The organism is Mesorhizobium sp. WSM3224 (genome assembly GCF_000427725.1).
Lineage (GTDB): Bacteria > Pseudomonadota > Alphaproteobacteria > Rhizobiales > Rhizobiaceae > Mesorhizobium.
On the sequence record NZ_ATYO01000002.1, the window covers coordinates 170,733 to 196,095 of the forward strand.

General features: G+C 64.8%; 23 protein-coding genes and 1 pseudogene. 19 read left to right on the plus strand and 5 right to left on the minus strand.

Features of this window, described 5'->3' with window-relative positions; all coding sequences use genetic code 11:
- Nucleotides 1-93: 93 nt before the first annotated feature.
- The 18 genes from YU3_RS0104485 to YU3_RS0104570 all read left to right on the plus strand — a co-directional run bounded on the left by YU3_RS0104485 (nt 94) and on the right by YU3_RS0104570 (nt 19,830).
- On the plus strand, nt 94-1,089 hold the full coding sequence (locus YU3_RS0104485) for a flagellin (protein ID WP_027165118.1): 996 nt from the start codon (nt 94-96) through the stop codon (nt 1,087-1,089).
- A 247-nt stretch (nt 1,090-1,336) separates the two neighbouring features.
- Nucleotides 1,337-2,407: a flagellin gene (locus tag YU3_RS0104490; protein WP_027165119.1), complete on the plus strand. Its 1,071-nt coding sequence runs from the start codon at nt 1,337-1,339 to the stop codon at nt 2,405-2,407.
- A 179-nt stretch (nt 2,408-2,586) separates the two neighbouring features.
- Nucleotides 2,587-4,233 carry a flagellar basal-body MS-ring/collar protein FliF gene (fliF, locus tag YU3_RS0104495; protein WP_027165120.1) on the plus strand — a complete coding sequence of 549 codons (1,647 nt, stop codon included), beginning with the start codon at nt 2,587-2,589 and terminating at the stop codon, nt 4,231-4,233.
- A 3-nt stretch (nt 4,234-4,236) separates the two neighbouring features.
- Nucleotides 4,237-4,863, plus strand: a complete 627-nt coding sequence (locus tag YU3_RS0104500) for a hypothetical protein (RefSeq protein ID WP_027165121.1) — start codon at nt 4,237-4,239, stop codon at nt 4,861-4,863.
- Nucleotides 4,860-6,278, plus strand: coding sequence for a MotB family protein (locus YU3_RS0104505; protein WP_027165122.1), 1,419 nt, complete (start codon nt 4,860-4,862; stop codon nt 6,276-6,278). Before YU3_RS0104500 ends, YU3_RS0104505 begins: the two co-directional genes overlap by 4 nt.
- A 164-nt stretch (nt 6,279-6,442) precedes the next feature.
- The gene (locus tag YU3_RS0104510; RefSeq protein WP_245273420.1) at nt 6,443-7,801 is read left to right on the plus strand and encodes a chemotaxis protein MotC; all 1,359 of its coding nucleotides are present in this window, start codon (nt 6,443-6,445) and stop codon (nt 7,799-7,801) included.
- Nucleotides 7,798-9,153 (plus strand): flagellar hook-length control protein FliK, encoded by a 1,356-nt coding sequence (locus YU3_RS0104515; protein WP_027165124.1) that lies wholly within the window; start codon nt 7,798-7,800, stop codon nt 9,151-9,153. The genes YU3_RS0104510 and YU3_RS0104515 overlap by 4 nt, the downstream gene beginning before the upstream one ends.
- Nucleotides 9,140-9,673: a lytic transglycosylase domain-containing protein gene (locus YU3_RS0104520; RefSeq protein WP_027165125.1), complete on the plus strand. Its 534-nt coding sequence runs from the start codon at nt 9,140-9,142 to the stop codon at nt 9,671-9,673. The genes YU3_RS0104515 and YU3_RS0104520 overlap by 14 nt, the downstream gene beginning before the upstream one ends.
- Before the next feature lie 221 nt (nt 9,674-9,894).
- Nucleotides 9,895-10,563 (plus strand): response regulator transcription factor, encoded by a 669-nt coding sequence (locus YU3_RS0104525; RefSeq protein WP_027165126.1) that lies wholly within the window; start codon nt 9,895-9,897, stop codon nt 10,561-10,563.
- Nucleotides 10,564-10,652: 89 nt separating this feature from the next.
- On the plus strand, nt 10,653-11,903 hold the full coding sequence (locus YU3_RS0104530) for a flagellar hook protein FlgE (RefSeq protein WP_027165127.1): 1,251 nt from the start codon (nt 10,653-10,655) through the stop codon (nt 11,901-11,903).
- 30 nt (nt 11,904-11,933) lie between these two features.
- On the plus strand, nt 11,934-13,388 hold the full coding sequence (flgK, locus tag YU3_RS0104535) for a flagellar hook-associated protein FlgK (protein WP_027165128.1): 1,455 nt from the start codon (nt 11,934-11,936) through the stop codon (nt 13,386-13,388).
- Nucleotides 13,389-13,391: 3 nt separating this feature from the next.
- On the plus strand, nt 13,392-14,441 hold the full coding sequence (locus tag YU3_RS0104540) for a flagellar hook-associated family protein (protein WP_027165129.1): 1,050 nt from the start codon (nt 13,392-13,394) through the stop codon (nt 14,439-14,441).
- 31 nt (nt 14,442-14,472) lie between these two features.
- Nucleotides 14,473-14,820, plus strand: a complete 348-nt coding sequence (gene flaF, locus YU3_RS0104545) for a flagellar biosynthesis regulator FlaF (protein WP_027165130.1) — start codon at nt 14,473-14,475, stop codon at nt 14,818-14,820.
- Nucleotides 14,817-15,254 (plus strand): flagellar biosynthesis repressor FlbT, encoded by a 438-nt coding sequence (gene flbT / locus YU3_RS0104550; protein WP_027165131.1) that lies wholly within the window; start codon nt 14,817-14,819, stop codon nt 15,252-15,254. Before flaF ends, flbT begins: the two co-directional genes overlap by 4 nt.
- 1 nt (nt 15,255) lies before the next feature.
- On the plus strand, nt 15,256-15,663 hold the full coding sequence (gene flgD, locus YU3_RS0104555; RefSeq protein WP_027165132.1) for a flagellar hook assembly protein FlgD: 408 nt from the start codon (nt 15,256-15,258) through the stop codon (nt 15,661-15,663).
- A gap of 88 nt (nt 15,664-15,751) precedes the next feature.
- Nucleotides 15,752-16,018 (plus strand): flagellar biosynthesis protein FliQ, encoded by a 267-nt coding sequence (gene fliQ / locus YU3_RS0104560; protein ID WP_027165133.1) that lies wholly within the window; start codon nt 15,752-15,754, stop codon nt 16,016-16,018.
- Between the two features lie 152 nt (nt 16,019-16,170).
- The gene (gene asnB, locus YU3_RS0104565; RefSeq protein ID WP_027165134.1) at nt 16,171-18,036 is read left to right on the plus strand and encodes an asparagine synthase (glutamine-hydrolyzing); all 1,866 of its coding nucleotides are present in this window, start codon (nt 16,171-16,173) and stop codon (nt 18,034-18,036) included.
- A 150-nt stretch (nt 18,037-18,186) separates the two neighbouring features.
- Nucleotides 18,187-19,830, plus strand: coding sequence for an MFS transporter (locus tag YU3_RS0104570; RefSeq protein ID WP_027165135.1), 1,644 nt, complete (start codon nt 18,187-18,189; stop codon nt 19,828-19,830).
- 37 nt (nt 19,831-19,867) lie between these two features.
- Here YU3_RS0104570 and YU3_RS0104575 read toward each other — a convergent pair whose 3' ends face one another.
- The 4 genes from YU3_RS0104575 to YU3_RS0104590 form a co-directional block, all read right to left on the minus strand.
- Complete coding sequence (locus YU3_RS0104575; protein WP_027165136.1) at nt 19,868-21,253, minus strand: FAD-binding oxidoreductase; 1,386 nt, start codon at nt 21,251-21,253, stop codon at nt 19,868-19,870.
- A 46-nt stretch (nt 21,254-21,299) separates the two neighbouring features.
- Nucleotides 21,300-23,081 (minus strand): chloride channel protein, encoded by a 1,782-nt coding sequence (locus YU3_RS0104580; protein WP_027165137.1) that lies wholly within the window; start codon nt 23,079-23,081, stop codon nt 21,300-21,302.
- A 161-nt stretch (nt 23,082-23,242) separates the two neighbouring features.
- Complete coding sequence (locus tag YU3_RS0104585) at nt 23,243-23,749, minus strand: cupin domain-containing protein (protein ID WP_027165138.1); 507 nt, start codon at nt 23,747-23,749, stop codon at nt 23,243-23,245.
- 17 nt (nt 23,750-23,766) lie between these two features.
- On the minus strand, nt 23,767-24,495 hold the full coding sequence (locus tag YU3_RS0104590; protein ID WP_027165139.1) for an NAD(P)-dependent oxidoreductase: 729 nt from the start codon (nt 24,493-24,495) through the stop codon (nt 23,767-23,769).
- Between the two features lie 62 nt (nt 24,496-24,557).
- Here YU3_RS0104590 and YU3_RS0104595 point away from each other — a divergent pair, with 62 nt between their 5' ends.
- On the plus strand, nt 24,558-25,031 hold the full coding sequence (locus tag YU3_RS0104595) for a MarR family transcriptional regulator (RefSeq protein WP_051333847.1): 474 nt from the start codon (nt 24,558-24,560) through the stop codon (nt 25,029-25,031).
- 96 nt (nt 25,032-25,127) lie between these two features.
- Here YU3_RS0104595 and YU3_RS35995 read toward each other — a convergent pair.
- Nucleotides 25,128-25,343: pseudogene (locus YU3_RS35995) on the minus strand (putative quinol monooxygenase); the annotation flags it as partial.
- Nucleotides 25,344-25,363: the final 20 nt, after the last annotated feature.

Consider the following 25,363-nt stretch of genomic DNA (forward strand, 5'->3'; position numbering starts at 1 on the left):
CGGGTTTCAGAGATCATTGGCATGATGCCGCACCGTCATACCGGACATGCCGGTATGTCAAAAAAATCCGTGTAAAAACAAGGTACGAGTACCATGGCCAGTATCATGACCAACGCTTCGGCGTTGACCGCTCTGCAGAGCTTGAACGCCACCCAGAAGAACCTCGACACCACCCAGGCCCGCATCTCGACGGGTTATCGCGTCTCCCAGGCTTCGGACAACGCCGCTTACTGGTCGATCGCCACCACGATGCGTTCCGACAACCAGGCCATGTCCACCGTTTCGGACGCGCTCGGCCTCGGCGCATCGAAAGTCGACACCGCCTACACCGGCATGGACAGCGCGATCAGCACCATCAACCAGATCCAGCAGAAGCTGACCGCATCCTACGGCCAGACGGATGCTTCCAAGGAAAAGACCCAGGTCGAAATCGCCGCTCTTCAGAATCAGTTGAAGGCGTATGCCGATGGCGCCACCTTCTCCGGCACCAACATGCTGTCGGTCAACAGTGGCGCCACCGCCACGAGCGCGGCCGACGTCAAGATCGTTTCGGCCTTCAACCGCAGCGCCACTGGCGCGGTTTCGATCTCGACGATCGACGTCAACGTGGAAAGCATCAAGCTGTACGAAGCTGGCTCTGCTGCCGGCGTGTCGAAGGGTATCCTCGACGCCAACCGCCTCGGCACCGATGGCAGCGTCGTGGCGACCGCCTCGGCCCCGACGCTCGGCGCTGCTGCGGCGGCCACCGACACCTATACGGTCGCCAGCCTGAAGATCTTCTCCGGCACGACCGCTGCAAGCGACACCCAGATCGCGCAGATGATGAACGTCGTCGACGCTGCGCTGAAGTCAATGACGAACGCCGCCACCAAGCTCGGCGCCGCCAAGAGCTCCATCGACCTGCAGAAGACCTTCACCTCGAGCCTGATGGACTCCATCGATCGCGGCGTCGGCCAGCTCGTCGATGCCGACATGAACAAGGAATCGACCCGTCTCCAGGCACTGCAGGTTCAGCAGCAGCTCGGCGTCCAGGCGTTGTCGATCGCCAACGGCTCGTCGCAGTCGATCCTGTCGCTCTTCCGCGGCTGATCGCTCTCAAACGGCTACATCAGACAATCGGGCCGCGCCAAAAGCGCGGCCCGATTTGCGTTTGCTCAAGGCTCGCGCAACCCTCGTTCCTTAACTTCTCAAAGCTGACTTTTAACAGGCCATTAACCATATCGCGCTAGGTATGGTTAACCAATGACTTAGGTTGTCGAATCGGCACGATCGCAACCGATGGCAGGTCGAGACCCGGCCGTGTGGCATGCCGGCTTTTTGAGAAGGAGCGAGTTTCTTGGCAAGCATCATGACGAACGCTGCGGCGTTGACTGCACTTCAAAGCCTCAACGCCACCAACAAATCGCTCGAGCAGACGCAGGCCCGGATCTCGACTGGCTACCGGGTCTCCGAGGCTGTCGACAACGCCGCCTACTGGTCGATCGCCACCACGATGCGCTCCGACAACCAGGCCCTCTCGACCGTGCAGGATGCGCTCGGCCTCGGCGCCTCGAAAGTCGACACCGCCTATACCGGCATGAACAATGCGCTGGATACGATCGGCAAGATCAAGACCAAGCTGCTGTCGACCGTCGGCCAGACGGATGCCGCCAAGGCAAAGACGCAGACCGAAATCACCGCGCTGCAGGCGCAGATGAAGTCCTTTGCCGATGCCGCAACCTTCTCCGGATCGAATTTCCTTTCGGTGACGTCCAAGCAGGTCACGACCGCCAATGATGGCGTCCAGCCCGACGCCCAGATCGTCTCTTCGTTCAATCGCTCTTCGTCTGGCGCCATCTCGCTCGGAACCATCGACATCGATATCGAGAGGACAAAGCTGTTCGATAACGGCCTCGCCACCGAAGTCAAGAACCAGGGAACCCTCGACCGCAAGACGTCGGTCTATGCCACCGCGGCGGCCCAGTCCCAGTACGACACCGCCTATGCCGCCCAGATTGCCACTGGCGCCAGCGACGTCGCCGCCAACACCGCCGCTCAGGCCGCGGTCACGGGCACGGTCGCAAAGATCGACAACGTCTCCGCCTTCAATCTTGACATCACGGCGCCGGGCGTGACCGACGACATCATCACCCAGATGATCGGCAAGATCGACAAGGTCATGAGTCAACTCACCGACTCCGCCACCATCCTCGGCGCGGCCAAGAGCAGCATCGACCTGCAGAAGACCTTCACGCAGAGCCTGATGGACTCTATCGATCGCGGCGTCGGCCAGCTCGTCGATGCCGACATGAACAAGGAATCGACCCGCCTCCAGGCGCTGCAGGTCCAGCAGCAGCTCGGCATCCAGTCCCTGTCGATCGCCAACAGCTCCTCGCAGTCGATCCTGCAGCTATTCAAGAACGGCTAAGCCTCCCGATCTCCCCCCCGCCCGACGAAAAAGGCCGCGTCTGAAGCGCGGCCTTTTTTCGTTTCTCGGGAAGGTCGCCGGTCGGCACTTCGCTCGTTCTCGGCAGCACGCCTATCATCCTCGCACAAGCTTCGCGGTCTAGTCTTCCGGCGGACAGTCATGCTGGGAGCGGTTGAATCGTGCCTGAACAGATCCAGAGCATCATCGCGAATTTCAAGAGCTTCGGCGTCAGGCGTCTGGCGCTCATGGGCGGCATCGCGGCCCTGGTCATGGCCGTCATCGGGATCGCCTCGGTCTATCTCAACCGTCCGGCCTATGAGACGCTCTATGTCGGCCTCGAGCGTTCCGACGTGAACCAGATCGGCCTGGTGCTGGCCGATGCCGGCATCGGCTTCGATGTCGGCTCCGACGGAACCTCCGTACTGGTACCCGCCGGCACCACCGCGCAGGCGCGCATGCTGCTTGCCGAGAAAGGCCTGCCGACCAGCGCCAATGCCGGCTACGAGCTGTTCGACAATGTCGGCTCGCTCGGCCTCACCTCCTTCATGCAGCAGATCACCCGCGTGCGCGCGCTGGAAGGCGAGATCGCGCGCACCATCCAGTCGATTTCCGGCGTCAAGGCGGCGCGCGTCCATATCGTGATGTCCGAGCGCGCAAATTTCCGCCGCGACGAGCAGCAGCCCTCCGCCTCGGTGGTCATCCGCTATGCCGGGAGCGACGCCGAGAAGAGCGCCATGTCGATCCGCCACCTCGTCGCCGCGGCCGTTCCCGGCCTCTCGGCCGACAAGGTCACCGTGCTCGATTCCAACGGCAACCTGCTGGCCGCCGGCGACGATCCCTCCAACACGAGCGCGGCGCGCACGCTCGGCGTCGAGCAGACGGTCGAAGCGCAGATCGGCGACAACATCCGCCGCGCGCTGACCCCTTATCTCGGCCCCGACAATTTCCGCGCCAGCGTCAAGGCCGACGTCAACACCGACACCCGCCAGACCGAGGAGACGATCTTCGATCCGAACTCGCGCGTCGAGCGTTCGGTGCAATCGGTGAAGACCAACGAGGCCAGCAACCAGAAACAGGCCTCGACCCCGACCAGCGTCGAGCAGAACCTGCCCGAGACCCAGACTACCAGCACCGAAGGACCGCAATCCACTTCGCAGAACGATCGCAAGGAGGAGATCACCAACTACGAGATCAACTCGAAGAAGATCGCCACCGTCTCCAACGGTTACACGGTCAACAAGATGTCCATCGCGGTCGTCGTCAATCAGGATCGCCTGAAGACCATCCTCGGCAAGGACGCCACGCCGGAGCAGATCGCCAAGCGCGTCACCGATATCCAGAAGATGGTGGCCTCGGCGACCGGCTTCGACGACAAGCGCGGCGACGTCATCGACGTGTCGGCGGTCGAGTTCATCAACGGCCTCGACGGCGAGCCGATCGATCAGCCGGGCATCCTCGCCTCGATCGGCACCTATACCGGCACGCTGATCAATGCCGGCGCCTTCATCGTCGTCGTTTTCCTGGTTGCCTTCTTCGGCCTGAAGCCGATGGCCGCCGCGCTGACGGCATCGGCGAAGCCCGCGGCCATCGCCGGCCCAAGCTTCGATGACGTGCAGCGCTCGCTGCCGACACCCGATGCGCCGATCGCCGCAATCACCGCCGAAGCCCCGCCCGGCGCGCGCGCCGGCGCGAACCCGCTCGATGATCTGCGCCAGAAAATCCGGCCGGCGCCGCAGGAGCGGCTTGCGCGTATGGTCGACCTCAATGAGGAGCGCACCGCGCAGATTCTGCGCAAATGGGCAGCGGTCCCGGAAGCCGTGGGTTAGGCCATGGCCTCGGCAGCCCTGTTCGATCTCCTGCCCGACTTCGGTTCGCGGACCTCGGCAGCCAGCCCGGCACCGACCGCACGCGACGCCGAACACAGGCCGGCCGCGCCGGCGCCGCAGGCCGATATCGGCGCGCTGATCGCCGAGGCGGTGGCCGACGCGGAGGCAGCGCTTGAGGCGCGCCTTGCGCTCGCCCACCAGGCGGCGCTCGACGCCGAACGCCAGGCCAATGACGATGCGGCGAAAGCTTTCCTTGAAAGTTTCGGCGGCGATCTCGGCACCGCTGTCGCCACGCGGATCGACGCCATGGAGCGGCGCGTCGCCGAGCTTGCCGGCGCGACCGTCGCCCGCATCGTCGGCGGCCTTCTCAGCGACGACCTGCAGGAACGTTCGCTCGCGGCGCTGTCGCGCGCCATCAGCGCCGCGGTCGCCGATGGCGAGGCGGTGCGCATCGGCGTTCGGGGACCGCTCTCGCTGTTCGAGCCGCTCAGTGCGGCGCTCGGATCCCGCGTCGCCAATCTCGACTTCACCGAGGCACCCGGCTTCGACCTGACCGTCATCATCGACGAAACGGTATTCGAGACGCGTATCGCCGAGTGGTCGGCGTCCTTGTCCGAGGTTCTGTCATGAGCGCCATCGACCATGCCGAGCCCAGGCACGAGATCATCATCGTCAAGCGCAGTCACGACGGTCATGACGACGCTCACCATGGCGGCGTGTGGAAGATCGCCTTCGCCGACTTCATGACGGCGATGATGTGCTTCTTCCTCGTCATGTGGCTGATCAACGCCGCCAACGAGCAGACCAAGGCAGCCGTCGCCAGCTATTTCAATCCGGTCGAGCTGATCGATCGCAATTCCAGCCGCAAGGGCCTGGAAGATCTCGGCGACGGTCCGAGCAAGGTAGGGCTGACCGCGGACAACCCCCAGGAGGGCGCGACCAAGGCGGGCGATGACGGCAAGGGCGGCGCCGGCTCCTCCGAACGACGGCAGACCAAGCAAGGGGCGCAAGACGCCCAGCTCTCCGATGAAAAGCTGTTTGCCGATCCTTATGCGGTGCTGGCGGAGGTCGCCGCCGATACCGGCGTCTTGCAGAACGTCAGCGCCAAGGGCGAAGGCGGCGCACAGGCGGCTGGCCCGGCGACCGGTGCTTCCGGTGGCGAATCCTACCGCGATCCGTTCGCGCCGGATTTCTGGTCGCAGCAGGTGGCAACGCCCGGCGCCGAGGCCACCGCCGAACGCGCCAAGGTCGATGGCGATCCGGTCAAGCCCGGCGAGAAGGTCGCCACGGTCGCGGTGCCTAAGGTGAAAGCGGCCCCCGCAGCTCCGCCACTGACCGCCGCGCCGCTCGAGCCGCTGGCTACCCCGGAAAAGGCCGATGCCAAGAGCGGGCAAAAAGCCGTGCAGGCCGAAGCCGGGAAGCCGTCAAGCGAAGCAAAAAAGAGCGAGAAAACACAAGGCGAGAAAGCTGCAGCCGACAAGCGTGAGGCCCAAGCCGCCGACGCCAAGGCCGAAGCGGCGAAGGCGGAAAAGGCCGAAGCCGAACAGACTGCCGGCAAGGGCGACAAGGCGCCGAGCAAGGCCACCCTCCAGGAAGCGGCCGATATCAAGAAAGAGCTCGCCAAGGCATTCGCGCCGGGCGAAAAGCTCGCCGACGGCGTCTCGGTCGAGGCCACCGACAAAGGTGTCGTCATTTCGATCACCGACCAGCTCGATTTCGGCATGTTCGAGATCGGCTCGGCGATGCCGCGCCGCGAGTTGGTGCTGGCGATGGAAAAGATCGGCCACATCATCAACGAGAAGAAAGGCACCATCACCATCAGCGGCCATACCGATGCGCGGCCGTTCCGCAGCGACACTTACGACAACTGGCGGCTCTCCACCGCGCGCGCTCATTCGGCCTATTACATGCTGGTGCGCGGCGGTGTCGACGAAAGCCGCATCACCGAGGTCGCGGGTTTCGCCGACCGGCAGCCCAAGATCGTCTCCGATCCTATGGCGGCCGCGAACCGCCGTATCGAAATCCTGATGGCGGCTGGCGGATGAGGGGCGGAACCGTCATCGGCCGGGCGATAGAGCATTTCACCGTTTCATCGAAACGGCGAACCGCTCTAACTCCTTATTTTGACGCAATTCCGAACGGAAAACCGTGTCGCACTTTTCCTGGAATTGCTCTGGCGCTGTTATTGACTGCCGCGGGATCGCCGTCGGTGGCCTCCGCGCAGGACGCCCTGCAACCCTATCAGCTGGTGCGTTCGCTGCAGCTGATCCAGGATCGTATTGCCGGCGGTGATCATGCCGCGCTGCCGATGCAGGCAAAACTCCTCGAAATGATCGACGCCCGGATGCGCGATGCGAATGCCGAGGATTTCAAGGAGCCGAAGAATTTCCGCGCCCTGCTCGTCTATGGCATGAGCGGCGGCAATCCGGTGACGGTCGCGGCGGCGGCTGCGCGCGCCATAGCAGACCCGCAAAGCCTCGCCATCGCCAAGGGCGTCGTCGCCTATCTCAACGGGCGGCCGGCCGAGGCGATCGACATGCTGAAACCGATCGATCCGATGAGCGTGCCCGCCGACATCGGCGCCTTCCTGGCACTGGTCAAGGGCTCGCTGCTTGCGACCGATGATCCGGCCCAGGCGCTCGCACTGCTGGACGAGGCGCGCCTGCTCAGCCCCGGCACGCTGGTCGAGGAGGCAGCGCTTCGCCGCTCCGTGGGCATCGCGGCCACGCAAGGCGACGCCGCCCGTTTCGCGCTGGCTTCGACCCAGTATGTCGCGTCCTATCTCTATTCGCCCTACGCCAGCCAGTTCGCCGATGCTTTCGTTTCGGGCGTCATGACGCTGCACATGGCGATCAGCCAGGACAAGATCGCCGACATCACCTCGATGATGGATCCCGAGCGCGAAAAGGTGATCTACCTGCGCATCGCGCGCCGTGCCGCGATCGACGGGATGACAGAGCTCTCGGCGTTCGCCTCGGAGAAAGCGGAACTGGGCCGCAACGGCAACGGCAACCAGGACGACCCACGCACCCAGCTCTACTCGAGCCTTTCCACCATGACGTCGGCCAGTGTCGACGACGTGCGCGCCAAGCTCGGAAAAATCGATCGCGGCAAGCTTTCGCAAAGCGACCGCGACCTGCTTGACGCCGCACAGGCTGTCGCGGGCGAAGTGGTGGCGCCGGTGAAAGCGGCCGCCAAGGCAGAAGCTGCGGCAGCCGTTGCAAAAAGAGACGAGGCAAACCCGGCACCCGAAGCCTCGTCCGGCAATCAAGCCGATGCGGACTTGCCTCCGGTGGAAGGGGCGATGCCGGACCAGCCGGCGGTCGCGGCGGTTGATCAAGCCAAGGACATGCCGTCGGCGGCTCAGCCGCCCCTTGCCCCACAACCAGCGCAACCAATCGCTGCAACGATGCCGGCACCACCGGTGCAGGCTGGCGCCGCACCGGTGGTGCCGGTGTCCGCGCCTGCGACAGCCCCAGATGCGCACGACCCTATCGATGCGACGCTGTCCAGCACGCGCCGTCAGCTCGACCAGATCGACCAACTACTTGGAGCAGCCCCAAAATGACCAGCGTCAACCAGACCCTGCCGGGCTTCGCTTCGACCCAGCCCCGGCAGCACGCTGCCGGCGGCAAGGATGGGGATCAGGATTTCGGAGAGATGGTGCACGGGACAGAGAAGCCCGATCGGCCGCAGGACAGGCACACGAGCGGACCGGTCATGCCGGACGCTCATCCGGCAAAGCGCTCACCAGCCGACGACGCCAAGGAGGAGCCGGACCCGCAGGGGAAGACCGGCTCGCACAAAGCGGCGTCTGGAAAGTCCGCGAAAAACAACGGCCAGGCCGAGCAGGCGCAGTCGGCGGCGAGCAAGGATGCCACGGCGCAGGCCGGCAATTCCGCGCCGCTGCAGGACCGCTTGCCTTTGCTGATGGCGCTGAGCGACATGAAGCATTTCGCGCAATCGTCGGGCTCGGGCGGCAAGGCTTCCGCTGACGGTGAAGAGGGCGCTGGCGAGCGCGGCTCGCTGGAGCTGCGGCTGCGCGCGGGCAAGCGTGCGGCAGTCGACAGGTCCGCTGAGCCGCAGTCGCGATCCGCCCGCTCGACGGGAGCGGAAGAGTCCGGGCCGGATTTCGGGCAAAAGCCGGTGAAGGCGGAAGCGGTCCTCGACATGCCGGGCCGGCGCGACGCCAATGCGTTGCCGAAGCAAGGGGACGAGCCATCGGCCGATAGCACGTTGCCGCCCCTGGGTTGGCGGCCAACCTCCGCTTCCAAGGCCTCGCAACAGTCTCAATCCGCGCAGCAGCCACTGGCCAAGCCATCTTCCTCGGCCGGACGCATGGACGTCGTCAGCCAGCAGAGCTTCCCGGCGCCGGCGCAAAACCCGATCGGCCAGACGACGTCGGCGCTGGTTGAAGCGCTTGCCTCCGACAAGGGCGTTCAGCAGGCCTTTGCGAGCGCCTCGAGGGGCTTGCAGGCGACCAATTCTGTTGCCGTTCCGACACATGTGCTGAAGATCGAGCTCCACCCTTCGGAGCTCGGATCGGTCATTGCCAGCCTGCGGCTCTCGGGGGAGCAACTTTCGATTGAGATGAAGCCCGAGACACACGAGGCATATCGTCGTCTGACCGCCGACAGCGATGCCATCGTCAAGTCCATGCGCGGCCTCGGCTTCGATGTCGACAAGGTTACCATTCTGCAACCTTCGATAGCAGCGCACGCAGCCAGCCGCACCGACGCGAACAGCGCCATGCCGATGTCGACAGGTCGCGACCAGCCTTCGTTCCAACCCGGGAACTCGGGCGGCAACGGCGCGGGAGGCGGTCGGCAACCGGGAAGGAACGAGGGCAATGGCGCACAGGATTTCGGGCGTGCCTCTTCGCCTCTTGGCGAGCGCGCTGGCGACGATATGTTTATCTAGTTTCGCTGCCGGCACGGCCAACGCCGCCGCCAATCCCTGCGAGCCGGAAATCCTGCGCGCCGCCGATCGCTACGGCGTGCCGGCCGGCATTCTCTATGCGGTCGGCCTGACCGAGACCGGTAAGAAGGGCAGCCTTCAGCCTAATGCCTTGAATATAGAGGGAAAAGCAGTCTTTCCGCGCAGCCGGACTGAAGCGCTCGCCACGTTCGGCAATGCCCGCCGCGAGGGCAAGACATTGATCGACCTCGGCTGCATGCAGATCAACCACCACTATCACGGCGATCATTTCCGCAGCGTCGACGACATGCTCGACCCGCATCAGAACGTCGACTACGCGGCACGCTTCCTGGCGAGCCTGCACGCCCGGCATATGACCTGGTCGATGGCTGTCGCCCGCTACCATGCCGGTCCCGACAACGACCCTGCGCAGAAGGTCTATGTCTGCCGCGTCATCGCCAACATGGTCGCCACCGGCTTCGGCAAATGGACGCCGAATGCCAGCGCTTTCTGCAACCAATAGTTGTCGAATCCTGAATGCCGATCGGCCTTCGCCGGCCTATCCGCCGGCGCCAATATTCGTCTGCCGACTGCCGGCGCGGATACACCTGCACAACCCCTTTTATACGGGTCCCAAAAAAACTCCCAAGAAAATAGTTACAAGAAATGATGGTTGTTCAGGATTCGTCGAGCCGGCTACCCCTTTACGCACGGGGCAAATGCATTGATTCGGAGGGCGGGCCGATGATCGTGATCGTTGACGAGCGAGAGCTCGTGACAGAGGGTTACTCTTCACTTTTCGATCGCGAGGGCGTGGCCACGGCTGGCTTCGCGCCAGGCGAATTCGGCGAGTGGGTGAGTTCCGCCGCCGACACCGATCTCAGATCCGTCAGGGCCTTTCTCATCGGCGACTGCCGCGACGGCGCGATATCGCCGCGCCAGATCCGCGACCGCACCGGCGCGCCGGTGATTGCGCTCAGCGAACATCACTCGCTCGAAAATACGCTCAGGCTGTTCGAAAGCGGCGTCGACGACGTCGTCCGCAAGCCTGTCCATATCCGCGAGATCCTCGCCCGTATCACCGCCATCCGCCGCCGCGGTTCCGAAGAGGCCGCCTACACCGAAGTCGGCTCGATGCGCATCTTCATGGATGGCCGCGATCCGGAGATCAACGGCGAGCCGCTGCCGCTGCCGCGGCGCGAGCGGCGCATCCTGGAATATCTGGCCGGCAACCGCGGCCGGCGCGTGACCAAGACGCAGGTCTTCAATGCCATCTACGGCATCTTCGATGACGAGGTCGAGGAGAACGTGGTGGAGAGCCACATCTCGAAACTGCGCAAGAAGCTGCGTGAGAAACTCGGCCGCGATCCGATCGATTCCAAAAGGTTTCTCGGCTACCGGCTGGTGTTTTGATGGCCGCCCAGGGCTCATCCCGCCAGCCTCGCGCAAGACACGAGGCATAGCTTTATGGCCTCCTACCCAGGCACTGCGGAGATGTATCGATGAGCCTCTACGGAATGATGCGGACCGGCGTTTCCGGCATGAACGCCCAGGCCAACCGCTTGTCCACCACGGCCGACAACATCGCCAATTCGGATACCACCGGCTACAAGCGCTCTTCGGCCGAGTTTTCGACGCTGATCATGCCGGGCACTGGCGGCGCCTACAATTCCGGCGGCGTGACGACGACGATCCGCTCCGCGATCAACTCGCAAGGCGTCATGCAATACACGACCTCGGTCTCCGACCTCGCCGTCAACGGCGACGGTTTCTTCGTCGTGCAGGATGCCGGCGGCACGCCCTATCTGACGCGCGCCGGCTCGTTCGTTCCGGATGCCCAGGGCAGGCTGGTCAACGCCGCCGGCTACCAGCTGATGGCCTATAGCTACGCCAATGGCGAGCCGGCCGCGACCGCCAACGGCTTCGAGGGCCTAGTGCCGGTGCAGATCTCCGACCAGCAAATGACGGCGACGCCGAGCACCGCGGGCAATTTCTCGGGCAACCTGCCGGCGGGTGCGACGCCGCCTTCTGGCCCGCTGCCCTCCGCCAACGATCCGGCCTCGCAGTACACGTCGAAAACCTCGTTGGTTGCCTATGACAATCTCGGCAACAAGAAGCTGCTCGACGTCTATTTCACCAACACCGGCACCGGCGCATGGCAGGTCTCGGTCTTCGACCAGTCGAAGGCTACCCCAGGCACCTCCTTCCCCTATGCCGGCGGCGCCTTGGCATCGCAGAACCTCACCTTCGACACCACCACGGGCAAGCTCACCGGCACCGGCAACATCTCCTTCACGGTGCCGGGCGGCTCGACTCTCAACCTCGATCTTTCCAAGCTCACCCAGCTCGGCACCGGCTTCACCGTTGCCGATGCCAAGGTCAACGGCAACGCGCCGAGCTCGATCCAGAAGGTGCAGATAGGCCAGGACGGCGTCATTTACGCGCAGTTCGAGGACGGCTCGACCAAGGCGCTCTTCAAGATCCCGCTGGCCGACGTTCAGAGCCCCGACAACCTCACCGCCATGCCGGGCAACGTCTATGTGCAGAGCACCGATTCCGGCGCCGTCCGGATCGGCTTCGCCAATGAGGGCAAGCTCGGCTCCATCGTTTCCGGAGCACTTGAAAATTCCAACGTCGATATCGCCGAGGAGCTGACCAACATGATTGCGGCGCAGCGCAGCTACACCGCCAATTCCAAGGTCTTCCAGACCGGTTCGGATCTGATGGACGTCCTCGTCAACTTGAAGAGATAAACGACGGGCGCCCGCCCGTGAAAGATCAGCATGTCGCTTTCCTCCGCACTAAGCATTGCCCAGTCGGCGCTCCTGGCCACGTCCAAGCAAACCAGCGTCGTATCGCGCAATGTGGCCGATGCGTCGAACCCGGACTATACCCGCCGCATCGCTGTCGTGACCAGCACGGCGCCCGGCGCCCGGATGGTGGAAATCCAGCGCGCCGCGAATGACCTCCTGTTCCGCCAGAACCTTTCGGCGCTGTCGGCATGGAGCGGCCAGAGCGCGCTTTACAACGGCATGGATCAGCTCGATCTGTCGGTCAACGGGGTCGACAACGCGTCGTCCCCCTCGACCGCAATCGCCAATTTGCAGCAATCCCTGCAGCTTTACGCCACTACGCCATCGAACCAGAACCTCGGCACCAGCGTCGTCGACGCCGCCAAGCAGGTGGTGAATTCGCTGAACAGCGGCACCAAGGCGATCCAGGATTTCCGCACCCAGGCGGACAGCCAGATCGCCACCGCCGTCAACGACCTCAACTCGCTGCTCAGCCAGTTCCAGGACGCCAACAAGTCCGTCATCTCAGGCACCCGTTCGGGCACGGACGTGTCCGATGCGCTCGACCAGCGCGACGCGCTCCTGAAGAAGATATCGGAATATGTCCCGGTTTCGACTTTCACGCGCGGCGACAACGACATGGTCATCACCACCAAGGATGGCTCGACGCTGTTCGAGACCATACCGCGCTCGGTGACCTTCACGCCGTCGGCCGGTTACACGGCCGGCACACCAGGCAACACGGTCTACATCGACAACGTGCCGGTTTCGGCGGGCACCGCCGACGGCGCCACCGCCGACGGCAAGCTTGCGGGCCTGCTGAAGCTGCGCGACGGCGTCGCCTCGACCATGCAGAGCCAGCTCGACGAAATCGCGCGTGGCCTTGTCACGGCATTTGCCGAAACCTCGTCGTCGCAGCCCAACGCAGCCGGCCTGTTCACCTGGTCCGGCGCGCCGGCAATTCCGGCCGCCGGCACCCTGGTCGACGGCCTCGCCGGCTCGATCAGAGTCAATGCCGCCTTCGATCCGAGTGCCGGCGGCAATCCCGCGCTGCTGCGCGACGGCGGCGCCAACGGCGTTGCCTATGTCGCCAACTCCGGCGGCGACGCATCCTATTCGGACCTGCTGATCGGCTACGGCGACAAGCTGGATCAACCGATGGCTTTCGATAGCTCGGCTGGCATCACCGTCAGTTCCGGTATCTCCGACTACGCGGCCAATGCCATCGGCTGGTTCGAAGGCGTGCGCCAGCAGGCCTCGACCAATGCCGACAGCAAGCAGGCGCTGGCCGCACGCACGGCCGAGGCGCTGTCCAACGACACCGGGGTCAATGTCGACCAGGAGATGTCGCTGCTTCTCGACCTCGAGCACACCTATCAGGCCTCCGCGCATATGATGAAGACCGTGAGCGATATGCTGGACGCGCTGATGAGCGCGGTAGGATAATTCATGAAAGCGACAGCCGTCTCCTCAGCTGCCATCTCCAACGCGCTGCGTTACCAGCAAGCAAAGATGCAGGCCGACCTCGTCAAGGCGACGAAGGAATCACAGACCGGCGCGGTCGCCGATATCGGCCTGGCGCTTGGCAGCCGCACGACCCAGGCCGTCACCTTCCAGCGCGATCTCGACCGGCTGAACGGCATCGTCGATTCCAACGCGCTCGTCACCGCGCGCCTGACATCGACCCAGGATTCGCTGGGCCAGATCGCCGATACCGCGCAGAGTTTCCTGTCGGCACTGACCAGCGGCGTGTCGGGCGACTCCTCGACCAATATCCTGCAGACCGCTGGCGCCTCGGCGCTGCAGCAGATGACGGGTATCCTGAACACCAGCGTCAACGGCGAATATTTGTTTGCCGGCACCAACACCGACGTCAAGCCGATCGACGATTTCAACGCCGCAGGCTCGCCGGCCAAGGCTGCATTCGATGCCGCCTTTTCGAGCTATTTCGGCTTTACCCAGACCGCTCCGGCCGCGGCCAACATCACCGCCGCGCAGATGGACGACTTCATCACCACGAAGGTCGAGCCGCAATTCCTGGGTTCCGGCTGGCAGACCAACTGGTCGAGCGCCACCGACAATCAGATCACCAGCCGCATTTCGCTCAACGAAACCACACAGACCTCGGTCAGCGCCAACGAGCAGGGCATCCGCAAGCTCGCAATGGCGGCCGCCATGGTCAGCAGCCTGATGACCGGCAGCATCGGCGAGGCCGCGCAGAACGCGGTCGTCACCCGCGCCCAGACGCTTGTCGGCGAAGCCATCGGCGGCATCACCCAGGTGCGGGCCGAAACGGGCCTCGCCCAGCAGCGCGTCTCCGATGCCAGCGACCGCATGAAGACCCAGGTCGACCTCTTCGAGAAGCATATCATCGATCTCGAAGGCGTCGATCCGACGGAAGCGGCCACTCGCGTCGCCGACCTGACGCAGCATATCGAGACGTCCTTCGCCTTGACCGCGCGTCTGCAGCAGCTCAGCCTGCTGAACTATCTGACCTGAACACAGAAACCGGAACGCCAGAGCGCCGACCATGTATCAATTCTCCTACGCCGACATCCAGACCGACTCCGTCGCCGATGCCAAGGACCGGGAGCGGCAGCTGCTCACCCGATCGATCGACATGCTGGCTGCGGCGGCCGCCGTCGGCACCGATTCCATGGAAGCGGTCGAGGCGCTGCACTTCACCAACCGCGTCTGGACCACCTTCGTCGAGGACCTCGGTTCCAGCGACAACGCCCTGCCCAAGGAGCTGCGCGCCAACCTGATCTCCATCGGCCTGTGGCTGCTGCGCGAGACGGAAGACATCCGCCAGGGCCGCACCAACAATTTCGAAGGATTGATCGAGGTCTCCCAGATCATCCGAGACGGCATCCAATGACCAACACGCTGAAGATTTCGCTGAAGCCCAACGAGAAGATCTATATCAACGGCGCGGTCATCCGCGTCGATCGCAAGGTCACCATCGAGCTGATGAACGACGTGCAGTTCCTGCTCGAAAGCCATGTCATCCAGGCCGACCAGGCCTCGACGCCGCTCAGGCAGCTTTATTTCATCGTGCAGATCATGCTGATCAACCCGGTGGGCGCCGCGGAGGCGCGCGACATGTTCCGCCGCTCGCTGCCGATGCTGATTGCAAGCTTCGACAACCAGGACATCTGCAAGGGCCTGAAGCAGATCGACCGCATGGTCGGCGAGGATGATATCTATGAGGCGCTGAAGGCGATCCGCGCGCTCTATCCACTCGAGCGCAAGGTGCTCGAAGACAATGACGACATTCCCGAAGCGCCGCGCGCATTGGCTGTAGGAGCATAAAATGGCCGTCGACATGACGACAACGATCCCGGTTGGCGCCAACCAGGCCAGCCAGCAGACGTCGAAGACGGCGGTGGATTACCAGTCGTTCCTGAAGCTCTTGATCGCCGAGATGAAGAACCAGGATCCGACCAAGCCGATGGATTCGACGCAGTATGTCGCCCAGCTCGCGACCTTCTCCCAAGTCGAGCAGTCGGTGCAGACCAACACCAAGCTCGACCAGATCATGCAGTCCTCGGCCTTGTCGCAGGCCGACGCGCTGATCGGCCGCTCGATCACTTCGGCCGACGGCAAGACCACCGGAACGGTGGCTTCGGTGACGCTCTCCAGCAGCGGATTGATCGCGGTGCTGCAGGACGGCACCCAGGTCCCCGTCGGCGCCGGCGTGTCGATCAAGCCTGCCGCCTAGAGCATGATGCCGAAAAGTGCGAAGCGGTTTCGGACGACATCATGCTCCATTTCTTTGATTTAGAGCCGGTTTCGCATAGAGTCGGCCCATGAACGAGGCCGACGCCCTCGATATCGTCCAGTACGCGGTGTGGACGGTTCTTACCGCTTCCGCCCCGGTCGTGCTGGTGGCGATGGCGGTCGGCATCGGCATCGCGCTCATCCAGGCGCTGACCCAGATCCAGGAAATCACGTTGACCTTCGTGCCGAAGATCGTCGCCATCATGCTTGTGGTGGCGCTGACCGGCCCGTTCATCGGCAGCCAGATCTCGGCCTTCACCAACGTCATCTTCGAGCGCATCGAACACGGTTTCTGACGCGAAGCGGTGGGGAGCGGCGCGCAAGCCGCAAGATCGCTTGCGGCGACGTTTGTTGCAGCTAGATTGTAAGCGCGCCGGCATCGGCCGGCGTCGTTGTCTCGGGCGATTTTTCTGGAAGCGATGCATCAGGCAAGAACAGCCGGCAGGCCATGTGCGGAATAGCCGGCGTCTGGCGAAAACGCGATCCGATCGGCAGCGGCGACCTTTCCGATATCGCCCGCATGATGCAGGTGTTGGCGCATCGCGGTCCCGACGACCACGGCAACTGGAACAACGCCCGCCTGGCGCTCGGCCACCGCCGGCTGACCATCATCGACCCATCGCCCGCCGCGCGCGAGCCGATGCTGACCGCGTCGGGCGACGGTGTCATCTGCTATAACGGCGAGGTCTACAATTTTCGCGCGCTGCGCAAGACACTGGAGGCGGAGGGCCTGACATTCCGCACGGTGTCCGACACCGAGGTGGTGCTTCAAGCCTTGCATCAGTGGGGTCCGCGAACGGCGGTGCCGTTGTTCGACGGCATGTTCTCATTCGCCTATTTCGATGCCCGCGACGGCGCCTTGTGGCTTGCCCGTGACAGGCTGGGCATCAAGCCGATGTCGATCGCCGAAACCGGCGACCGCGTGTTATTCGCCTCCGAGGACAAGGCGATCCTCGCCTGCCAAGACTTTCCGCGTCGGATCGATACACGCGAGCTGACATTGCGGCTGGCCTGGCAGAGCCGCGATTCGAGCTACAGCGTCTTCGACGGCGTCGAGCGGCTGCCGCCGGCCGGCCTGTGGAAGATAACCGGAGATGGCATCGAGAAGCGCCGCTTCTGGCATGTCCTCGACGTCCTGGAGACTTCGCGCATCGCCCGCGACAAGACGTCCGACGCTGAACACGCTGCGACGCTTCAGACGCTGCTCGAGCAAAGCGTCGAGCTGCATTGCATCGCCGATACCAGCCTTGCTACCGCCTGCAGCGGCGGCATCGATTCCGGCCTGATCACCGCGCTTGCCAAACGCTTCAGGCCTGAACTGCACGGCTATGTCGTCGACCCGAAGCTCGGCCGCAGCGAGGCGCAAGACGCCGAGCGGACCGGTCGCCATGTCGGCGTCAGCCTGCGCCGGGTCTCTCTCGACAGAGACCGGTTCCTCGAGCTTTGGCCGCGCGCGGTCTGGCATCTCGAGACCGATGGCTGGCATGCCAGCCATGCCGCGCTGCTGGCGCTTGCCGAACAGTGCCGCGCCGACGGCGTCAAGGTGCTGCTCACCGGCGAGGGCTCCGACGAGCTTTTCGGCGGCTACAAATGGCAGGCGTCGACGATGAAGCTCTGGCGCCAGTCCTGGCTGCAGCGCCTGTTCCGCTCCAAGGCCAGGCGCGACCGCAAATTTGCGGAATTGCGCCGTACGCCGTTCCGCAATTCGATCGGTCGCGGCTCGCCGACGGACCGCGCCATCGCGCTACGAGCCCTGTCGCCCGAGCTGAACTTCCTGCAGACGAAGCTGTTCGACAGGCTGGAAGGCGTCGAGCCGCTCGATGACCGCGCCTTCCTCGCAAGCTGCTTTTACGACCTCTACTCGCACCTGCAGGACCTGCTGCATCGGCACGATCGGCTGAGCATGGCGGCTTCCGTCGAGCTCAGGGTGCCGTTCCTCGAGAACCGGCTCATCGACTTCGCCCTGCATCTGCCGCGCCGGCAGAAATACCGCGACGGGACCGGCAAGTGGCTGCTCAAAAAGGTCGCCGAACGCCACCTGCCGCACGAAAACATTCGTGCCGCAAAGAATGGTTTCGAGATAGCGGACGCTTTTTCAGCCGGCACGCAGGGGCTGCTGCGCGGCGGCCTGCTGCGCGACGTGATGAAATGGTCTTCTTCCGAACTGGACGACCTCATCGACATGGCAAGGAGCCAGGAAACGTCGCGCCTGCGCCTGGTCGGCATGGAAATGCTGCTCAGGCTCTACATGGGCGGCGAGACGACCGGCGGGCTAGCCGAGGCTCTTCGCGCCGAGGCGAAAAACGGGAAATAGGCGGAAATTGGTCCAGACCGGCCAGACGCTTGGTTTAAACCTTCGCCGACGCATTTTCGCCTTTGCCATCCTGTTGTTGGGTCGCACTCTTTGGCGAGTCGCCGGCCCTTCCGGGCGCGGCGAACTTATATAGCGGACGAAGGCGCAACCATGATCGACGACGAGCCGGAAAGCGAACGCGTCTCCGCGCTGGCGCCGTTCCGGCATGGCATCTTCCGGGCCGTCTGGTCGGCCAGCCTGGTGTCGAATTTCGGCGGTCTGATCCAGGGCGTGGGCGCCGCCTGGATGATGACCACGATCGCCACCTCGTCGTACCAGGTGGCGCTGGTCCAGGCCTCGACCACCTTGCCTATCATGCTGTTCGCGCTCGTTGCCGGCGCCATTGCCGACAGCTTCAACCGCCGCAAGGTGATGCTGGTGGCGCAGACCTTCATGCTGGTCGTCTCGGCGCTGCTGACCTTGTTCACCTGGTTCGGCTGGATGACGCCGTGGACGCTGCTTGCCTTTACCTTCCTGATCGACAGCGGCACGGCGCTGAACAGCCCGTCATGGCAGGCGTCGGTCGGCGACATGGTGCCGCGCGCCAAGGTGCCGGCGGCGGTCGCGCTTAATTCGCTGGGCTTCAACATCACCCGCAGCGTCGGTCCGGCGATCGGCGGCGTCATCGTCGCTGCTGCTGGCGCGGCCGCGGCCTTCGCCGCCAACGCCATCAGCTATATCGGCCTGATCGTCGTGCTGTTCCGCTGGAAGCCGGCGCTGCCCGAGCAAACCCTGCCGCGCGAGTCGTTGGGCGCGGCGATGGGCGCCGGCCTGCGCTATGTCGCCATGTCGCCCAACATCGCCAAGGTGCTGGTCCGCGGTTCGGCCTTCGGCTTCAGCGCCGGCGCGGTGCTGGCGCTCCTGCCGTTGGTGGCGCGCGACGTCGTCAAGGGCGATGCGCTGACCTACGGCATCATGCTCGGCGCCTTCGGCATCGGCGCGGTCGGCGGCGCGCTGATCAGCGTGCGGCTGCGGCAGCTGCTGTCCAGCGAGGTGATGGTGCGCATGGCGTTTGCCGGCTTTGCGGTGTGCGCCTTCAACGCCGCCATCAGCCACAATGCCTGGCAGACTTCCGCCGGCCTGCTCATCGGCGGCGCCTGCTGGGTGATCGCGCTCTCGCATTTCAACGTCACGGTGCAGATGTCGACGCCGCGCTGGGTGGTCGGGCGCGTGCTGTCGATCTACCAGACGGCGACCTTCGGCGGCATCGCGCTGGGCAGTTGGATCTGGGGCGTCGTCGCCGACGCGCATGGCGCGGAAACCGCGCTGATCGCGGCGGCGGTCGCGATGCTTGCCGGCGGCGCCATCGGCTTCGTCCTGCCGTTGCCGCGGCAGACCGTCCTCAACCTTGATCCGCTCAACCGCTTCAAGGAGCCGATGCTGGCGCTTGATCTCAAGCCGCGCAGCGGCCCGATCGCCATCATGATCGAGTACATCATTCGCGAGGACGACGTGCCGGAATTCCTGGCCACCATGGCCGAGCGCGGCCGCATCCGCCGCCGCGACGGCGCCCGCAACTGGACGCTCGCGCGGGATCTCGAAAATCCGTCGGTGTGGATCGAGCATTACCATACGCCGACCTGGGTCGAGTATATCCGCCACAACCGGCGCGCTACTCATGCCGACGCCGTGGTCGGCGAACGCATCCGCGCCCTGCACAGCGGCGACCACCCGCCGCGCGTGCGCCGCATGATCGAGCGTCCAACCACCGCGGGCACGACGCTTGTCTCACCCAAGGGCCCGATCGATCACTGATCGCATGTCCGGAAAGGGGCGGTTCGGCGGAGCCGTTCTAGTGGCCGGTGATGCTGTCGGCCAGGGCGGCAAGCTTCGAGGTACGCGCAAGTCCCGCAGCCTCGCGCTGGTCGGCGATGCGGTAAAGCCGGTACATCGAGTGGACGCCCAGCCAACGGAGAGGTTCGGGCTCCCAGGGCCGCACCTTGCGGTTGACCCAGGGCAGCCGCGTCAGCTCGGTATCCTGGCCGAGCACGAGATCGGTCAGCGTGCGTCCCGACAGATTGGAGCTCGACACGCCGAGCCCGACATAGCCGCCGGCCCAGCCGATGCGTGTCGTGGGGTCGAGGCCGACCGTCGTGCACCAGTCGCGGGGCACGCCGAGCACGCCACACCAGGCGTGATCGATGCGGCAGGCCGTGGTCTGCGGCAAGAGCGTGGTCAGGATGCTGTGCAGTTGGTCGATCGTCGCCTGCTGTGTCTGCCCGTTGACGTCGGTGCGCGATCCGTAGCGGTAGGGCACGCCGCGCCCGCCCATGGTGATGCGCCCCTCGCGCGTGCGCTGGGCGTAGCAATAGGCATGTGCGGCATTGCCGAGCAGCTCATGCCCCTCCCAGCCGATCTTGCGCCAGATCTCTTCCGACAGCGGCTCGGTGACGATCTGCGCGCTGTTGAGCGCCAGCCAGGTCCGCTCTTCCCCGGGGATTCCGGCGGTGAACCCCTCCGTGGCGCGGATGATGGTTCCGGCCCGCACCGTGCCGCGATCCGTGGTAACGCCGCCCTTGGCGATCGTCGTCACCGCCGTCTTTTCATAGATCGAAACACCAAGACGCTCGACCGCCGCCGCCAGCCCGCGCACCAGCTTGGCCGGCTGCACCCGCGCCTGGCCGCGGATGACGAAGCCGCCGAGTACATTTCGGATGTTGATGCGTGCCCGCGCGGCCGCGGCGTCGAGCAGTTCGATGCGTTCGGGGTCGGCGTCCCAGGAGCGGATCGTCTCGCATTCCTCGCGCACGCGTTCCAGCTGCGCCGGATTGGTGGCGACCGTCAGATTGTCGACGCGGCGGATGTCGGCTTCGATGCCTTCCTCGGTTGCCACCCGGATCACCTCGTCGACGCAGCCGGCCATTGCCTTCTGCATGGCGGTCACGCCTTGTCGTGTCGACGCCTCAAGGTACTTCTCGCGCGACCACCCGAAGCCGCCCGACAGCCAGCCGCCATTGCGCCCTGAGGCTCCGAAGCCGGCGAACTCCCGTTCGATGAGCACGATGCGCAGCGATGGCTTCGCCTTCTTCAGATAATAGGCGGTCCACAGTCCAGTATAGCCGGCGCCGACGATCGCGATATCCGCCTCGATGTCGCCCGGCAAAGACGGGCGTGGCGCGGGGATAGCACCGATATCCGCATACCAGAACGAGATGTCGCCGTTGCGCTTGACTTGCATGGGATGGCTTTCAGGAGTGGTCTTATTGGCCGGGCTGTCGACCGGGTCAACCTTCGCCGGCCAGGTCCCGCCGCGCCTTGTCGAGTTCTTCGGCATAGCGGCGCATCAGATGGCTTTCGGTGAGCAGGCCAAGCACGATGCGCTCGTCGAAGTCCTCGACCACCGCCAGCTCTTCAGCCCCGGTGCGCTGGAAGGTCTCGGCGGCGGTCTGGACGTTCATCGAAGGCACCAGCACCGCGTCCTTGAATTGGGCCAGCGCGCTCACCGGCGTCTCACCGTCGGAGCGCTCGCTGTGCAGTTCCGGCACCAGCAGCATGCCGACATATTGGTCGGCCTGCTCGACGGCGATGACCCGCTGCGCCGAGCCAAGCGGGATCTCTTTGCGGAATTCGTCAAGAGTGGTCGAGGCGGGAACGGTGCGGACATCCTTGCGCATCATCGAGCCGACGGTGAGGCTGCGCATCCAGCCGACGTCATGGGCGCTGCGGATCGTTTCGCCGCGCAGATGGAAACGCCAGGTCGAGAAGGAGTAGCCGAAGGTCTCGCGCACCAGGATCGCCGACATGATGGAGGCCGCCAGCACCACGCCGGTGAGTGTCAGGTCACGGGTCGATTCCAGCGCCAGGAACGTCATCGTCAGCGGACCTCCAACGACGCCGACCGCCAGCGAGGTCATGCCGACGACCGCGGCGACCGCCGGGTCGATGCCGGCCGAAGGCGCGGTCAGCGCCATGACGCCGGCAAAGACTTTGCCGAGCAGCGCTCCCAGGAACAGCGACGCGAAGAACAGGCCGCCGCGGAAGCCGGAGCCGAGCGAGATGGCCGAGGCCGCCAGCTTCATCACGAAGACGCTCGCCACCACCGGAAGCGCGTAATTCATGGCGAACTCGCGATGCAGCGCACCATGGCCGCTGGACAGCACTTGTGGCGTGACCAGCCCGAGCAAGCCGACGAAGATGCCGCCGATGAAGGGCCTCACCGACGCGTCGATCGACAACCGCACAAAGAGCCGCTCGACGATGCTCACCAGATGCATGATCGCGATCGAGGCAGCCCCGCCGAGCAGGCCCAGCAGGAGGAACGGCACATACTCGCTGGCGGTCAGATTCGGCAGGCCTGAGAGTTCCAGCGGGAACGGCACGCCGCCGAACACTTCCGCCGTCAGCGAGGCGCAGATCGCCGCCGCCATCACCGGCGCCACATTGGCGACGGAGTAGATGCCGATGACCAATTCGAAACCGTAGAAGGCGCCGGTGAGCGGCGCGTCGAAGGCGGCCGAGATCGCGCCGGCCGCGCCGCAGCCGACTAGCATGCGGACGTCGTTGCGGCGCAGCCGGAAGGCGCGCGCCAGTCGGGAAGCTATGCCGGAGCCAATCTGCGTATAGCCGGCTTCCAATCCGACGGAGGCGCCGAAGCCGCTGGAAATCATCGTCTGCGCCACGATGATGAAAGTGTCGGTGAGCGACATACGCCCGCCATAGAGCGCGTTGGCTTCGATCGGGTCGACCGGCGTGCGGAATTTACGCTTTCGCAGCCAGATCACGGAAAGGCCGAGCAGCAAGCCGCCGATGGCCGGGAACATCGCCTGCACCGGGTCGGAAAGCGAGAACATCGCCGAAAGCCGGCCGCCCGGCTGCACGTCGAAGAGCAGGTAGTGCATGCCCTGCACCAGCGCGCTCATGCCGGTCACCAGCGCGCCCGCGATCACGCCGACCATGCCTGCCATCAGCACGATCACGATGCCGCGTGCCTCGAGCACGGGGAGCGAGCTGATCAGCACCGCGCGAAGCCGGCGGGCGTAGACTTGTGGGTCGTTTCTGGCAGGCAACGGGGCGGCTCGCCGGTATGCGAAAGATAAACAACTGCCGTGCCTGATACGCGCGGCGGCTTTGCGTGGCAACCGCAATGCCGACCGCTTGTGGCGCCATTTTGGCGTTGCGCGAAATAGCCCTAGCAAGACTCTTCGCGCGACCAAGGAGATAGACTTAATCAGGTTACAGGGATGGTCAGCGGGCCGCAGTCATCCTCGGCGACGAAGATCGCCAGCAGCTCCGCCGGCTCGTTGGCGCTGGCATTCTCGGCGAACGCGTGGATCGTGCCGGGCGCTTCGAACCAGGTCTGGCCCTTTGTGTAGGTCATCGCTGGCCCGCCTTCCATCTGCGAACGTAGCGCTCCCTTGATGACAAAGGCCGTGACCGAGCCGGGATGACGGTGTCGCGGCGTATAGGCATTGGGAGGGAATTCGACCAGCGCCGTGGTGATCGAATGCCCCGGCACATTCGGCAGCTTTTCGCAGGAGAGCGGCCTGACCGTAGTGGTCGGGCGCGCTGCGGCCCCCTTCCCGGCATCGGCCGCCATCATGTGGATGAGCGCGTCCATTCCACCAGGGGCGGTAATTGCCGTGTTGTTGTGGACCACAGCCATGCCAAGCAGCCCGGCAGAGATCGTGGCGACACCGAGCAGTGTGAGGCTTCGGGACGAGACGTCTTCGATCATGGCAGCAACTCCTTCGCTCAGCCGGCAAGGCGAAAGCCGGCGCGCCAGCCGAGCTCGCTGACCGCCTTTTCCGTCGTGATGTAGCCGTTCGGCTCCGCGACGTTGAACGCGCCCTGCGCATCCCGCTCCACGGCAAGCAGCGCCGCGTAAGCGGCGGCATCGACATGCACCGCCGGGTCCGCGGCGGTTTCCGCGCCGGTGCCCGGCCCGTAGAGATGGCCGTTGCGCAGCAAGATGCCGGTGATTGGCGAAGCGCCGAGCACACGCCTTTCCAGCGCAATGACGCCGGCGACACTGACGGCGCGGCCGCCTTCCGCGCCGCTGTCGAGCGGATCCGTCTCGGCATGCGGTTCGGACCCCGGCGCGTAGACCCAGGCAATGCTTTGCGCGATCAGCCGCTTCGCCCCGGCCGCCTTCGCCGCATCGACCAGGTTGCGGGTTCCTTCATCGCGGATGCGGGCGTTTCTTACGCTCGCCTCGGCCATCTTCGATGGATCGAGCCCGGGCGGCAGGTCGGTAAGCTGATGGATGACGATTTCCGGCTTCGCCGCCACGACCGCGGCGCGCAGCGCGCTCGCATCGAACACATCGACGCCCGCCGGATCGGCGCCAAGCGCTCGAAGATCCTCGGTCTTTGCCGCCTGTCGCGTCGTCGCAGTCACTTGATGACCGGCCGCCAGCAGCTGCGGAATCAACCGGCGGCCGATCGCGCCCGAGCCACCGGCAAGAAAAATACGATAGCCCATCGTCTTTCGCTCCTTGTCGCGGCAATATCAGCATACGAACAACATATAAGAGCTATGACATCATGCGCAAGGGCAATCCGTCCATTCCAGCTCCCGGTGAAGGCAAGCGTGGCGAGGAAGGTTATCTGGGCTATCTGCTGCGCCAGGCGGCTGGCGCTTACCGCCTGAAGGTGGAGCGGGCGCTCGATGAATTCGGCGTGACGCAGGCGCAGTTTGCGGCCCTCACCATGGTTTCGGCCTATCCCGGCATATCCAACGCCGAGCTCGCCCGGTTGGCGGTGTTGACGCCGCAGACGGTGAGCGTGATCGTCGGCAATCTGGAAAAGGCCGGCTCCCTCATCCGTCGGCCGCATGCGGTCCACGGCCGCATCCAGCATCTCGACCTCAGCGAAGACGGCCACGCCTTGCTGAAGAAATGCCGGGAACGTGTGTACAAGCTTGAAGATCAACTGACCGCCGGCCTCTCCGCCGAGGAGGAACGGGCCGTGCGGCGCTGGCTGGTCGCCGTCGCGACCGCGGACGCGGCACAGTCCTGAAGCCTGTCGCTGTCAGGTTGGCGCGCCGCTGTCTGTTTCGTAAAGCGTGAGCTTGCGGTCGCCGATGCCGAGCTCGGCCCAGCTCGCGCGCCACTAGGCGATATGCGCCGATTTGAAATGCGCTTCGAGCGCGGCGCGGTCGCGCCACGCTTCCGAAACATGGATGAGCCCGGCGTCCAGCACATCCTGCGCGTAGGAATAGCCGAGGCAGCCCGGCTCGGCGCGGCTCGCCGAGATCATCCGTTGCATCGCTGGCTTCGCTTGTTCGAGCCCGTCGGGCGGCACCCGAACCGTGCCGATGATCAGGAGCATGTGACTTCCTTTCGCCATGC

Excerpts from the sequence above, each read along its gene's own strand:
- YU3_RS0104485 (WP_027165118.1), top strand. The coding sequence starts at position 94 with ATGGCCAGTATCATGACCAACGCTTCGGCGTTGACCGCTCTGCAGAGC.
- YU3_RS0104500 (WP_027165121.1), top strand. The coding sequence starts at position 4,237 with ATGGCCTCGGCAGCCCTGTTCGATCTCCTGCCCGACTTCGGTTCGCGG.
- YU3_RS0104505 (WP_027165122.1), top strand. The coding sequence starts at position 4,860 with ATGAGCGCCATCGACCATGCCGAGCCCAGGCACGAGATCATCATCGTC.
- YU3_RS0104515 (WP_027165124.1), top strand. The coding sequence starts at position 7,798 with ATGACCAGCGTCAACCAGACCCTGCCGGGCTTCGCTTCGACCCAGCCC.
- YU3_RS0104525 (WP_027165126.1), top strand. The coding sequence starts at position 9,895 with ATGATCGTGATCGTTGACGAGCGAGAGCTCGTGACAGAGGGTTACTCT.
- YU3_RS0104530 (WP_027165127.1), top strand. The coding sequence starts at position 10,653 with ATGAGCCTCTACGGAATGATGCGGACCGGCGTTTCCGGCATGAACGCC.
- flgK (WP_027165128.1), top strand. The coding sequence starts at position 11,934 with ATGTCGCTTTCCTCCGCACTAAGCATTGCCCAGTCGGCGCTCCTGGCC.
- YU3_RS0104540 (WP_027165129.1), top strand. The coding sequence starts at position 13,392 with ATGAAAGCGACAGCCGTCTCCTCAGCTGCCATCTCCAACGCGCTGCGT.
- flaF (WP_027165130.1), top strand. The coding sequence starts at position 14,473 with ATGTATCAATTCTCCTACGCCGACATCCAGACCGACTCCGTCGCCGAT.
- flbT (WP_027165131.1), top strand. The coding sequence starts at position 14,817 with ATGACCAACACGCTGAAGATTTCGCTGAAGCCCAACGAGAAGATCTAT.
- flgD (WP_027165132.1), top strand. The coding sequence starts at position 15,256 with ATGGCCGTCGACATGACGACAACGATCCCGGTTGGCGCCAACCAGGCC.
- fliQ (WP_027165133.1), top strand. The coding sequence starts at position 15,752 with ATGAACGAGGCCGACGCCCTCGATATCGTCCAGTACGCGGTGTGGACG.
- asnB (WP_027165134.1), top strand. The coding sequence starts at position 16,171 with ATGTGCGGAATAGCCGGCGTCTGGCGAAAACGCGATCCGATCGGCAGC.
- YU3_RS0104570 (WP_027165135.1), top strand. The coding sequence starts at position 18,187 with ATGATCGACGACGAGCCGGAAAGCGAACGCGTCTCCGCGCTGGCGCCG.
- YU3_RS0104575 (WP_027165136.1), bottom strand. The coding sequence starts at position 21,253 with ATGCAAGTCAAGCGCAACGGCGACATCTCGTTCTGGTATGCGGATATC.
- YU3_RS0104585 (WP_027165138.1), bottom strand. The coding sequence starts at position 23,749 with ATGATCGAAGACGTCTCGTCCCGAAGCCTCACACTGCTCGGTGTCGCC.
- YU3_RS0104590 (WP_027165139.1), bottom strand. The coding sequence starts at position 24,495 with ATGGGCTATCGTATTTTTCTTGCCGGTGGCTCGGGCGCGATCGGCCGC.
- YU3_RS0104595 (WP_051333847.1), top strand. The coding sequence starts at position 24,558 with ATGCGCAAGGGCAATCCGTCCATTCCAGCTCCCGGTGAAGGCAAGCGT.